Raw genomic sequence first — 12,972 nt, forward strand, 5'->3', positions numbered from 1 at the left:
GCCGCCGTCCATCGGAGCGGCTTTCGCGATCCGGACTCAGTTTTGCGCGTTTGCGCCGATGCCCGTCAGCACCGATGCCCTTCAGCACCGACGCCCGTCAGCGCCGGCGGTCGCAGGCGGCGCTGGGGGGCAGGCCGTGGTGTTTGCGGAAGGCGGTGGAGAAATGCGCCGGGCTGTAGCCGACGCGCCAGGCGGCTTCGGCGATGCCCAGCCCCTCGTCCTCGATCAGCCGGCGGGCCTCGTCCAGGCGGCGGGTCTTGACGAAGGCATAGACCGGGCTGCCGAACAGTGCCTGGAAGCCGCGGCCCAGCTTGCGGGCGTTGAGGCCCACGGCGCGGGCGAGATCGGGCACCGATGGCGGGGCGGCCAGATCGCGCAGCAGCAGCTCCCGCGCGGCATGCAGCCGCTCGATATCGGCGGGGGAAAGGGCCACGCCGTCACGGCCCGGGCGGTCGCCGCCCGCGCCGTCGGCCCCGCCCGCCCCGCCTGCCTCGCCCGCCTCGACCACATGGCCCAGCAGGTGCAGTGCGGCGGCGGTCAGATGCAGGCGCCGCGCCGTGGCCGGGCCGGTGATGCCCAGCATCCGCCAGACCAGGCCCATGGAGACCGGCACATAAGCCGCGGCCCGGCCGGCGCCCCCGGTCAGCCGCGCGCCTTCAGGCCCCAGCAGATCTTCCACCGCATCCGGCAGCACGCGCAGGAACACGCCGGCAATGGCACCATCGGCCAGGGCGGTGTGCCGGCTCTCGAACCCCTCGGCCGCCCAGAACCGGGCCGCCGACCCGGGCGCCCAATCGGCGGGCGCCGGCCCGCCATCGCGCATGCCGCCCGCACCTTCTGCCCCGTCGACCACCACCCGCCCGGCCGCCAGTGTGCCCAGCCACAAGCCCGGCGCCACCACCGACGACCAGCACTCGCCCTGCCGGATCCGGCTGCGATAGAGATAAATCTCCAGCCCTGCGGCGGCGACGGTTTCCATCCTGGGGCCTTTTCTGGGGGGAGAGGTCCCGGGATGATGGGGAGGGCAGGGGCGGGGTGTCAATCTGGATGACGAGCGGCCCCGCCTCCGGGTGATCCGCTCAACGCCTGAACAAGATTGCGGGCAATGCCGGGCAGTGCGGTGGTCTCCAGCCTGGCAGCTGCCGCATCGACGGCCAGGAGATCATCGTCGAGCAGATGGTCGAACTTGTTTTGAATCTTATTGCCGATCCGTTGCGCCAGGATCAGCGGATCCGGTGGCGGAGCGTCGGCGATCCGGCATAGCGCCTTCAGCACATCCCCGGGGTCGGCGCGCAGATCGAGCGCGACGCCGTCACCGGTCCCTCGAATGCCTTCGGCATCGAGTGCGAGCAGCAGTGTATTGCGCCTGATCGATCCCAGCCAGGGTAGCAGGATCATGCCCTTGTCGCCCGGCAGCATGCTGCATCGGGCAACATCATACCGGGTGAAAATCTCGCGGCCGGCCAGAAGTGCGTCGCGGGCACCGGCATCCAGGAAGGCCGGGATGTCATTCCCGCTCAGGACCGTGAACATCTCGCGGGCCAACCGGTCGTGCATGGGGCCGGCCTCCCCCCCGTTGAATGCCGGCGGCCGCCCGCCGGGAGCCGGCACCACCTCCAGCACACGCTCGGCGGCGCGAACTTCCGCCACGATCCATCGGCGGCCGGCGAAGATGATCATCATCTCGGGTGCAACCGGCCGGTCGAGGGGCAATTGGCCGAGGGTCTTTCTGCCGGTGACGACCCGGTATTCCTCAGGGGTCTGGAAGACCGCATAGAAGCTGTAATGGCTGACCAGCCGTTCACCCCGTTCACCCAGCATCAGCTCGGCCGTCGGCGCCTGTTCGATCAGCCGGACAGAGGGGTGGCCCAGGCGGCGGAGCAGGGCGGCGAAGGTACCGGCGGCCACCTTCCGGAATGGTCCTTCGACGCAGAGCAGCCGGTGGGCTGCCTGCGGCCGGATGCCACCGCGCTCGGCAATCAGGGCCAGCACCTGATGAGTGAGCGTGGAAAGATGCAGCGCCGCCGGTCCCGGCGGTTCACACCAACCCTGAAGCAACAGCCGCACGGCTGCGATCGCCTGAATCGTCGGCAATTGCAGCCGGTCGACCAGCGGTGTCTTCTCACCTGCATCCGGACCGGCGGTGTAGATGCGCAGGATCGCGGGCTTGCCCGCGCGCCGCCCCGATCGCCCCAGGCGCTGCCGCAGGCCGGCGATCGATCGGGGTGGGCCGATCTGCGCCACGCTTTCGACATCACCGATATCGATACCGAGTTCCAGAGTGGTGGTACAGATGGCGGTGGTGGGCAGGCTGCCGTCTCGCAGTCTGGCCTCCACCTGTTCGCGCAGGCCGCGCGCAAGGCTGCCGTGATGAGGAAAGAATTCTTCAGGCACGCCAAGCCGCTCACTCAGAACGCGCAACTTGTCGGCGTAACTCTCGACGGTCTGGCGGGCGCCGGCGAAGACCAGATTATGGCGCCCGCGCAGGGTTTTGAAGAGGTGGTCGGCGATCAGGGCCTCGGCGTCGGGGGCGGTCTCTTCGGTGGCATCGCGGTAGGTTCGTACCTGCAGGCGGATCTCGCGACCATCGGCCGTGCTGGTCAGCCGGGCGACGCCGGCGCCGTCGCCCGGACGCAGACAGTCTGCCGCCAGCCCGGCATCACCGATCGTGGCTGACAGGCCGACGCGCGGCACCCTGCGGTTCAGCGCCGCTTCCAGCCGGGTGAGCAGGGATTGCAGATGCATACCCCGCTCGGTACCGATGAAAGCGTGCAGCTCGTCGATGACGACATGACGCAGGCCGTTGAACAGGCGTGGAATGTCGAGCCCGCCACGTATGAACAGGGCTTCGAGCGATTCGGGCGTGATCAGCAGCAGGCCTTCAGGGTGGCGGCGGGCCGCCTGTTTGCGGCCGGCGTCGACATCGCCGTGCCAGCGCACGACCGGCACGCCCGCCATCTCGCACAGTCCGTCGAGCCGTCGGAACTGGTCGTTGATCAGTGCCTTCAGCGGCCCGATATACATCGCCTCGAACCCGCCGGGTGGCCCGGCACCGTCCCGGGCGAAGGCCGCCGCCGACAGGATCGGCAGGAAGGCTGCCTCGGTCTTGCCGGCGGCCGTCGCCGCCATCACCAGCACGTCCGGTCCGGGCGCGATCAGCAGGGGGACGGCATCGTCCTGGATATCGCGGAGTTCGTTCCAGCCCTGCCGCCAGATCCAGCGCTGTACCACGGGATGCAGCAGATCGAAAGAGCGTGCCGCGGGCCCGGATGAATCAGAGGCGGAAGGAGGCGAGGTCGTCATCCGCGTCACCGCCTGCCGTTGCGCCCTCCGTGGCGCTGGTGCGTGTACCCTCGTCGTCCCGGCCCTCGTCGTCCGAACCGGTGATACCGTCAATGGCGGTTGTGTCCTGTGCCGCCATCTCGTCGGCTGCCACGGGCACCTCGTCCAGCAGATCGGTCCATCGGCTGCCGGGGTTCTGTTCCAGCACCGACAGCAGGTTTACGAAGGCCTTCACCGTGTTGCGCGGCGTGCGGAAATAGGCGTCGCCGATCCGGGTGGAGCAGTGGTGCATGAAGGCCGTCAAGGCATCATCCGGCACCAGATGCCGGGCAGGATCGCCACCGGCGAAGACGGTGCGGATGTTGGCGAGCAGGACGTACAGATCCTCGGGCGTCAGCGATTGCAGCCGGATCACCGGGCCCGACAGATCCACCAGGCCGCTACGGGCGAAGCTGTTTTCTGCAAGCCGCGATTGCAAGGCGGCATAGCTGTAGAGGCCGCGGCGGGTGTCCATCAGGAATTCAGGCGTGCCCCCCATAACCACGCCAAGCCCGGCGGCGCCGCCTTGCAGCACGTCGTTCAGGATGCGGAGGATCTGCTCGTAATTGGCCGCGCGGGCCTGGGCGCTCTGCAGTTTGTAGAGATTGACCATCTCGTCCAGCACCACCAGCATGCCCTTATAGCCGGCCAGACGCACGAAGGCGGCCATCAGCTTCAGATGATCATAGACGCCGGCATCGTCGATGATGGTCCGTACCACCCCAAGTGCCGCCCGCGCCTCGGTCCGCGTCGACCATTCGCCGCGCAACCAGCGCAGTGCCGCAAGCTTACGCGCTTCGTCGCCTGCATCCGAGGCCCGGGCATATTCAGTGATCACTGCCGAGACGTCGTAGCCTGAGACCAGTTCCTCCAGCGGCGCCAGTTTTTCGCGGATCAGATCGGACGTTTCCCGCCCCTGGCGGGCGGCATCGTCATGAGATTTGCCCACGAAGCGTTCCACCACGCTGGCCAGCGCACCACCTTCCGGTCGGGTGCGGGTCGCCATGTTGCGCATCAGTTCGGCATAGAGCGATCGGGCCTGTCCGCCGCTGGCATGCAGCCGACGATCGGGCGCCAGATCCGCATGTACGACCACCAGCCCTTTTTCCAGCGCCACCAGCCGGACGAGGTTCAGGAAGAAGGTCTTGCCGGCGCCATATTCGCCCACCACCACGCGGAAGGCCGACCCGGCATCCGACACACGCTCCACATCGGAGACGAGAGCCGCAACCTCACGCGCCCGGCCGACCTGGATGTGGCGCAGGCCCAGACGCGGCACGACGCCGGCATTCAGCGCCTGGATGATCGCATCGCGATCCTTGCTTTTAATCGGGTGGGTCATGCCAGCTGTCCGCAGCTTTGGGAGAGAAGGGCGATATCGACCACCAGCGGGTCGCCGTCTTCCAGGATCGGAGCGTCGAAACGGTCGAACGCCCATTCGTTGAGGGTTTCAATGGTGCCGTCGGGCATCAGCCCGGCGGAGCGGCACAACTCGCTGAATGTCTCGCGGGGGATCTCGCCATGCGCCGCGATCTGCCGGAGCAGGGTTTCGTGGCGCCGGTCCAGCCCGTCGAAGGCATCACGATCGGTTCCTTCGTCCACTGCCGGCGCGGGTTCGGGCTCGGGTGGCGCTCCGGCCTGGGTCTCGTCGACGAAGATCCCGGACAGCAGCGCGGAAACCTGGGCGGTGTCGTGACGGATGCGTTCGATGCGCGACATGTCGAGCCGGACGCCGGACAACTCCTCGACGGGGTCTGGCGCCGGAGCTTCGGCCGGTGGCGGCGGTATGCGGCGCCCGGTTGCGCTGGTCGTTGCCGGCTGCACCACGCTGATCGCATCATCCTCCGCCTCCAGGGCATGAATATCGGCGAACAGTTGCGTCGGCTCCAGCCCCACCAGTTTGTAGAGCTTCTCCAGAAGCTTGAGTTCAGATACCGCGACCTGGCCGTCAGCGGCCGCCAGTGCCAGCAGAAAGGTCATGATCTCGTGGCGGCGGGCCTCGGGCAGTGCCGTCAGCCGGCCTTGGACGGAGGCGAGGGACGGGGGCGCTTTCAGCATCCGGGTGACATGGGCATCCAGACGGCGCCGTTCGGGAGCGGACAGATGCACATGCGCCGCTGCGAGCCCGGCCAGATGGCGTTCTTCCTCGGATGTCACGACGTCGTCGGCATGGGCGACGATGGCGCACAGCGTCAGGGCCAGGGCAGCAGCCTGATAGGCGTCTCCCGGCGTATCGGCGGTGGTGGCATCGGCCTGCGGAAAGAACACCACCAGTTCGTCGCGGCGCGGCGTGCGCGCGCCATGGCGCACATCCGGCTCCATGCCGAAGCCCAATTCTGCCGCCATCTCCGCCACTCCGCGCATTGCCGCCTTGCCGATGCGCTCGCCCGCCTCGACGCCGAAACGTGGCAGCGCCTCGGCTACGGTAACCACCGGCGACTGCATCAGCCAGGCCCGCAGCGCGCCCAGCGCGCCGCTCTCCATGTCGCGCAGTTCCGGCGGCAGAAGCAGCCGTGCCTGTACCGATCCCGCCGCTTCCGGATCCCGCCCCAGAAGCCGGCTGTAGGCATCGAGATCGGCGGTGCAGGTCTCGATCAGCGCCTGGGCGTCGGTGACCGGTTTGGTCAGACGTTCGATGCTGGGCCAGCGGCTGAAACTGCCTTCGAGTTTGACCTCGAAATCCTGGCTCGCGACCCGGTAGGCGAGCGTGCCGATATTGGTCCGCGGCCGTGCAAGCCTCAGCCCGCCCGGGTGAAGGGCGTCGAACCGGGCCCGGAACAGGGCACATAATTCGTCGAAAGCCCGGCGTGCCGGGGTTCGCAGGCGCGTTTCCGGATGATGGAGCGCCCAGGCCATCACCCACTCCGCATCCAGCGGCAGGCCGCGGTCCAGGCGATGGCCGATGCCCAGGATCAGCCATTGCGGCAGATAGAACCCGCCGGCAGCATCCAGAATGGGGCGCTCGGGAACGCCTTCGCCTTTCAGCAGGCTGACGGCGAACAGGAAGTCGCGGGAATAGCGTTCGAAGGCGTCGTTGGTGCCATAGATGCCGCGCAGGCGCTCGACTTCAGAGATGATTGCATCTGCGTCAGACATTGCGCGCTGAAGCAGGATCCGCCGTTCCAGACCGTAGAAGTAGATAAAGACGTAACCGATCGCTGCCCGTGGATCATTGCGTCCGGATGCCAGCCAGTCGAGAAAGGCGGCACGCTGATGGCCATCGAGCCGGGAATATGACGGCCAGTAGCCCAGATCGTCGATCGCGATGTCCGCGGCGTGCGGCGACAGCGGATAATCCCGGTCGATCAGGCATCTCGGCGCCGAATAGGGGTCGCGCCAGCTCCCGACATAGAACATCCCCCCGCCGATCGACCGCCCCCCGATGGTGACGACCTCGTGTCGTTCCAGCCAGCGCAGACCGTCGCCGGCCGGCCGGTGCTTTTCGGCGGGTGCGGGCGCAGGTAGAGGCGGTTGCCAGCTGCTCCGGGATGACGTGGTCGGCGGAGGTGCCGATGGCGTGACGGGGGCCGGTGTCCTGGTGGGTGCCGGCGTTGTGACGAGGGGGGGCTGCGTGGCCGGCATCGCCTCGCGCGGCTCCGCCTGTACCGGCCTGTCTGATCGCGGCGCGGCGCCGGTGTCCGCAGAGCGTTGCGGGTCACCGGGCTGCCGGCCGGTCCGTCGGCTTATGATCAGGGCGATCCACAGAACGATACCGGCGGCAACGATCCAGATCAGTATGTCGCGCTCCATATTCCACCCCGGTCGGCGCCATTCCATGTGTCAATGAGTTCACTCTAGTGTCAGCGCCGGCAATATAGCAACCACAGGGAATCAGAATCGCGCGCAAAGGGCGTATAAGGGACGGGCGTATGCCCCATATCAAACATGCCCCACCCACTCCCCCCGCGCCTTCAGCGCCTCGGCATAGCGCCGTCCGATCCGGGCGATGCGCTCGGGTGCGAAGTTCTGCTGGGCCAGCGCCATGCCGCGGTCGAAGACTTCCGAATAGCGGCGGATCAGGCCGTCGGGTGACAGGTCCAGGCAGGCGATGCCGTCGAAGCAGACGCGGGTGCCGGCCGCTTCCGGGGCGGTGGATCGATAGCTGAAGCGATAGCGGGCATAGGCGCGGCCGGGGCCGGCCAGCACGTCGTGGAACTGCCAGCGGAAATCGCAGCCGCCTTTGTAGAAGCCCGCCAGAATATGGGCGATACCCTCCGGGCCCTGTTCGGGGCCGAAGAAATAGTCGTCATAGATGCCGTCGGCGGTGAAGCAGGCGGCGAGCGCCGCGGCGTCGTTCGCCTCTACGGCGGCGGCGAAGCGGGCGAGCAGGGCGCCGGTGTCCAGGGTGGCCGCCCTGGTGGCGGTCGCAGCGGCGGTATCGGCAGAGATATCGGCGGTGGCGGTCATGGCGGTGTCGTCCTCAGTCCGGGGGAGCGGGCGGCGGTCCGTCTTGCGCCGCCTCATCCTCCAGTATGGATCAGCCCGGAAGAGACGTCATGCGGCCATCCCCTCCCCCGGTCAGCGGCCGAAGCGGTCGTGGAACAGATCCCAAGATCTGGGGCCGATGCGCGCGATGCGGGCTGCGGCGGCCTCCATCGCCGGCATGTCGTCCGCCCTGGCGGCGGTCTGCAGGGCCTGGCCGGCCGCCATCAGCATCATCAGCCCGCAATTGCCGGCGATCGAGATCATGTCATGGCCCACCCGGCGCAGATGATCGGGGTCGGGAACCGAGACGGCCTGTGCCACCTCCGCCAGCTGTTGCCGGCCCAGGGTTTCGAAGCTTGAAACCATCGATGCCCAGGTCTCGGGCGTGGTCAGCTTGCGCAGGGCGGTCATGGGGCCCTCGTCGATCAGGTCTTCGTCGGCCACATCCTCGCCGATCCCATCTTCTCCGGTCCCATCTTCGCGGGTCGGCCCCATGCCGCCCCTCTCGCTGCCGGGCACCGGTTCCGGCTGCCGTTGCGCCCAGCGGGCCGCGACCGCGAGCAGTTTTTCGGCGCGGAAGGGTTTGGGGACGAAATCATCCATGCCGGCGGCCATGTATTCCTCGCGCATGCCGCTCATCGCATTGGCGGTCATGGCGATGATCGGGACGCGTCGCCGGCCGGTCTCCGCCTCGGCGGCGCGGATGCGGCGGGTGGCTTCCATCCCGTCCATCACCGGCATCTGCACATCCATGAAGACCAGATCGACATCCGCCGCCGCACAGGCCTCGATCGCCTCGGCGCCGTTCTCGGCCACCGAGACGGTATAGCCCTGCTTCTCCAGGATGGTGGAAGCGACCGCCTGGTTGACGGCGTTGTCTTCCACCAGCAGGACCCGGCCGCTGACGGCGACCGCGGCGGCTGGCCCTGCCGTTGCGGGCAGTGCCAGGCCGAAGCTGCGGGCCAGCGCCGTGATCAGCTCGCCCCGGCGGATCGGCTTGGTCAGCACGGCGTCGAACACCCGCGCCGCCTCGGCCGTGGGGGTGGACGACGCGGCCAGGATCATGCGCACCGACTGAAAGCGCGGATGCAGCCTGAGCCAGGTGCCGAGCGTCGCGCCGTCCATGCCGCCCAGATTGAGATCGGTGATCACCAGATCGAAGGGCTGGCCGGCCTGGACCCTGTGCTCCAGCAGGCGCAGGCTTTCGGCCATGTCGGCGGCCTCGCTCAGCACCATGCCGAACTCGCCCAGGTGATGGGCGAGAATGCGGCGGTTGAGCGCCAGATCGTCGACGATCAGCGCCCGCCGGCCGCGGAGGCCCGAGACGAGACCGTCGGTTGCAACCGCCCGTGCCGGCGGGGTGCAGCGGTCGAGCGGCACCTCGAACCGGAAGACCGAGCCGCGACCGGGTTCGCTGTCCACCGATATGCTGCCGCCCATCAGCTCCACCAGCTTGCGGCAGATCGCAAGCCCCAGCCCCGATCCGCCGAAGCGGCGGGTGATCGAGGCATCGGCCTGGGCGAATTTATGGAACAGCCGCGCGGTCTGGTCGGCGGTCATGCCGATGCCGGTGTCGCTGATCTCGAACAGAAGGCGCCGGCGCATGCCCATGCGGCCGGCATCTTCGCAATCTTCGCCATCCATGTTGCCAACGTCTTCGCAATCTTCGCAACCGGCGGCCCCCAGGTCGCGCACCGTGACCGCGACATGGCCGCGTTCGGTGAACTTCACCGCATTGCCGGCCAGGTTGAGCAGGATCTGGCGCAGCCGCGTGGGATCGCCGGTCCAGCCGGCACCGGTGCCGGGTTCGGCCATGCAGATGATCTCGATACCCTTGTCGCGGGCCTTGGGCGCCAGGATGGCGGCGACGCCGTCCAGCAGGTCGGTCAGATCGAAGGGCAGGTGTTCAAGCTCGACCTTGTCCGCCTCCAGCTTCGAGATGTCGAGGATGTCGTCGATCACCCCCAGCAGGGCCTCGGCGCTGTCGCGCACGGTTTCGGCATAGCCGCGCTGCTCGTCGTCGAGCCCGGTGCCGAGCAGGATCTGGGTCATGCCCAGCACGCCGTTCATGGGGGTGCGGATTTCGTGGCTCATATTGGCGAGGAAGTCGGATTTCGCCTGGTTGGCGGTTTCGGCCACGATCCGGGAAAGCTCCAGGGCCGAGGCCAGGGCGGCAAGCTCGCTCGCCTGCTGTTCCAGCTGAAGATTGGCTTCGCGCAGCTCGATGATGGCGTGGTTGCGGGTGGTCAGGTCGGTGATCGCGCCCACGAACATCCGGCCTTCCTCGGTGACGAATTCGCCCACCGACAATTCGATCGGGAAGGTGCTGCCATCCTGCCGCACCCCCTCCAGCTCGCGGCCGATGCCGATCGCGCGGGGTGGGCTGCCGGCGATGTAGCGGGCGATGTCGCCTTCATGCGATGCCGCCAGCTCGGGGCTCATCAGCATCGACACGTTCCGGCCGATCATCTCGCCGGCCGGCCGGCCGAACAGCTTTTCGGTGGCGGCATTGACCATCGTCATGCATCCGCGTGCGTCGATCACCACGATGCCGACACCGACGGTGCCGAACAGCGCCTGCAGCCGCGCCTCGCTTTCGCGCAGCTGCACCTCCCGGCGCCGGGCATCGGTGACGTCCGAGAAGGTGACGACGCAGCCGTCGCCCAGCCGCACGGCCTGGACGCGGAACCAGCGTTCGCCATCGGCCCGCTGGGCGGCATGATCGAACAGTGCCGGCTCTCCGCTCTCCACCACCCGGGCGTAGCGTGCGACCAGATCCTCGCCCTCGCGGCCGCGCAGGCTGCGCAGGCTGCCGCCGATCGCGGCGGTGAGAGAGATGCCCGATTTGCGCTCGAAGGCGGCATTGGCCATCACGATCCGGAAATCGGTGATGTTGCCGGCATCGTCGCGCATCGGGTCGAGCGTCATGATCGCGTTCAGCGAGGCATGCATCACCCCGGCCAGCATGTCGCGCGCCTTCACCACCTCGGCCTGACGCCGGCGGTCATCGGTCACGTCCACGCAGCTGGCGACCAGGCCGCCGCGCTGCATGGGCCGAAGCCGGGTCTCGATCACCCGGCCGTCGGCATGGGTGGTCTCGAAGACTTCGGCCGCCATGTCGGTGCCGCCAGAGGGGTGACGCAGCCGGGCGAGATCGGCGGCCGCGCCCGGGGCACAGGCAGCCTCCACCACTCCCAGATCCTGGCCGACCGCCAGCTGGCCGGGGGCGATGCCGTGCAGCTCCTCGAACCGGGCATTCCAGGCCAGCAGCTGCAGATCGGGGCCGAAAGCGGCGATGCCGTTGTCGATGGTGTGGAAGACGGCATCCAGCAGGGCCTCGCGCTCTGCCAGTGCGGCCTTGGCCTGCATCTGTTCGGTCAGGTCGCGGCCCGACCCCCGAAAGCCGACGAACTCCCCGTCGGCACCGAAGACCGGCTCGCCACTGACCTCGACATGGCGGATGTGCCCGGCATTGTCGTACATGTCGTAGGCAAGGTTGCGGAAGCCGCGTCGTTCTGCCAGGGCCTCCACATAGGCGCGAAATTCGGGCTGCGACGGATCCACCGCCAGATCCCGGCGGTTGCGCCCGATCATGCGGGCGGGATTGAGGCCGATCTTCGTCACGCCCTTCGACATGGTGGTGAAGCGGCCCTCGGCATCGGTTTCCCAATACCAGTCGGAGGACAGCTCGGTCAGCGCCTTGAAACGGGTTTCGCGTTCGCCGAGTTCAGCCGTGCGCAGCGCCACCTGGCGTTCCAGATCGGCGGCCAGCCGTTCGGCGTCCACCGCCGACTGGCGCTGACGGGCCAGCCGCGTCAGATGCGTGTTCAGCAGGGCCGAGATCAGCAGGGCGATGACGGCGAGCGCCAGGATGGTGTGCAGCGGCTCGGCCAGGTTGAGACTGTCGGCAAAGCCCTCGCCGGCCCTGACCGCCACCTCCCAGTCCCGGCCGAAAATGGACATCCGCAGGGTTTCCTGAAGCACATGGGGGCCGTCGAACCCCTGTGTGCGGTAGAAATCGGCGGCGGCGGCATCTTCGGTGACGTCGCGGAGCGAGAGGTGGAGCAGGGCGTTCCCGGCATCCAGATCCCCCACATCCAGATCACGGAGCAGGTTGTCGATCACCAGCGGCGCGTAGGTCCAGCCGGTGGTGGCGGCGATCCGGCTTTCGGCGTCGGGCGGCGTGCTGCCGCCGGCATAGACCGGCAGCAGCAGCAGGAAGCCGCGATTGCGGGCGCCGGTCGCCTGGACCAGGGTGATGGGCGCGGTCAGCCTGGCGCTGCCGGTGGTCATCGCAGCTTCCGCCGCGGCGCGGCGGGCGGGTTCCGAGGCGATGTCGAGGCCGGCGGCACCGGCATTGGTGGCGGCGGGCTCTATATAGCGGATGATCCAGCTTTCGCCGTCATGTTCCTGCAACCGCCGGACGGCGAAGGATGGCCGCCCGTCCGCCCGTTCGCGTGCGACGAACGCCTCGGCCTCCGCGGCCGCCACCCGGGTGATGACCCCGAAACCAAGCGCGCCGGGAAAGGTCTCGGGCAGGTTGCGGCTTTCGGTGTAGAGCCGGAACCGGTCGAGCGTCATCTCGCGGTCGCCGCCGACCAGCAGGGCGCCGCGGGTGCCGGTCAGGCCGTATTCATAGGTCCGGATGTGATCGCCGATCTGCACCACGATGTCGGCCGCCGCCGCCCGAAAACGGTCGCGGGTGACCGCCCGGTTCGACTGATCCTGCAGAAGCCCGCCGATGATCGCGGCCAGCAGGCCCAGGGCCAGGACGATGAACACAGGCGGGCGCGGCCGCCGCGTCTGATCCGCAGCCCGGATCGCCCCGCCGATTTTATCTTCCGTCGCACTGGACACGGGTCGCCTTCCCGCATGATGAGTTCATCCCGGACGACAATCATAATCATCAAAGCGTCACGAAGCGGTTAACGACAGCGCAGTTTTATTCATGCATCACATAGTATTCAGTCACGGATGGCGGGAGCACCGCGATCAGCCCCGTTTTATGCTTCGGGAACTTGATCTCCATTGCATTGATCATCCTGCCGGCAAGATCTGTACCCGGTGGCGGGTGAGGGCGGCGGCATGGCTTGCATTTCGCGGCGCAGCAGGCTAAACCCGGTCGTGCTGCACTGCGGTGCGGCTCTTCCCTCCACGAATTTTGTGACGCGCCCCACCGATGTAGACCCGGACCGGTACCGCCCGCGACATCATCCGACCAAGCCC

The 12,972-nt window shown here is 68.0% G+C and carries 6 protein-coding genes; all 6 read right to left on the minus strand.

The features are described from left to right. Positions 1-97: 97 nt before the first annotated feature. Positions 98-979, minus strand: a complete 882-nt coding sequence (locus P7L68_RS03550) for a helix-turn-helix domain-containing protein (protein WP_371999782.1) — start codon at positions 977-979, stop codon at positions 98-100. Positions 980-1,038: 59 nt separating this feature from the next. Beyond that, positions 1,039-3,303, minus strand: coding sequence for a DEAD/DEAH box helicase (locus tag P7L68_RS03555; RefSeq protein ID WP_371999784.1), 2,265 nt, complete (start codon positions 3,301-3,303; stop codon positions 1,039-1,041). After that, the gene (locus tag P7L68_RS03560) at positions 3,275-4,663 is read right to left on the minus strand and encodes an ATP-binding protein (protein ID WP_371999786.1); all 1,389 of its coding nucleotides are present in this window, start codon (positions 4,661-4,663) and stop codon (positions 3,275-3,277) included. Before P7L68_RS03560 ends, P7L68_RS03555 begins: the two co-directional genes overlap by 29 nt. Continuing rightward, complete coding sequence (locus P7L68_RS03565) at positions 4,660-7,098, minus strand: TerB N-terminal domain-containing protein (protein WP_371999788.1); 2,439 nt, start codon at positions 7,096-7,098, stop codon at positions 4,660-4,662. Before P7L68_RS03565 ends, P7L68_RS03560 begins: the two co-directional genes overlap by 4 nt. A 102-nt stretch (positions 7,099-7,200) precedes the next feature. Further along, positions 7,201-7,728 (minus strand): nuclear transport factor 2 family protein, encoded by a 528-nt coding sequence (locus P7L68_RS03570; protein WP_371999790.1) that lies wholly within the window; start codon positions 7,726-7,728, stop codon positions 7,201-7,203. 111 nt (positions 7,729-7,839) lie between these two features. After that, on the minus strand, positions 7,840-12,603 hold the full coding sequence (locus P7L68_RS03575) for a CHASE domain-containing protein (protein WP_371999792.1): 4,764 nt from the start codon (positions 12,601-12,603) through the stop codon (positions 7,840-7,842). Positions 12,604-12,972: the final 369 nt, after the last annotated feature.

The sequence above is a fragment of the Tistrella mobilis genome (genome assembly GCF_041468085.1).
Classification (GTDB): Bacteria; Pseudomonadota; Alphaproteobacteria; order Tistrellales; family Tistrellaceae; genus Tistrella; species Tistrella mobilis_A.

What these genes read in the sequence shown, in the direction of transcription:
- P7L68_RS03550 (WP_371999782.1), bottom strand. Translation starts at nt 979, where the DNA reads ATGGAAACCGTCGCCGCCGCAGGGCTGGAGATTTATCTCTATCGCAGC.
- P7L68_RS03555 (WP_371999784.1), bottom strand. Translation starts at nt 3,303, where the DNA reads ATGACGACCTCGCCTCCTTCCGCCTCTGATTCATCCGGGCCCGCGGCA.
- P7L68_RS03560 (WP_371999786.1), bottom strand. Translation starts at nt 4,663, where the DNA reads ATGACCCACCCGATTAAAAGCAAGGATCGCGATGCGATCATCCAGGCG.
- P7L68_RS03565 (WP_371999788.1), bottom strand. Translation starts at nt 7,098, where the DNA reads ATGGAATGGCGCCGACCGGGGTGGAATATGGAGCGCGACATACTGATC.
- P7L68_RS03570 (WP_371999790.1), bottom strand. Translation starts at nt 7,728, where the DNA reads ATGACCGCCACCGCCGATATCTCTGCCGATACCGCCGCTGCGACCGCC.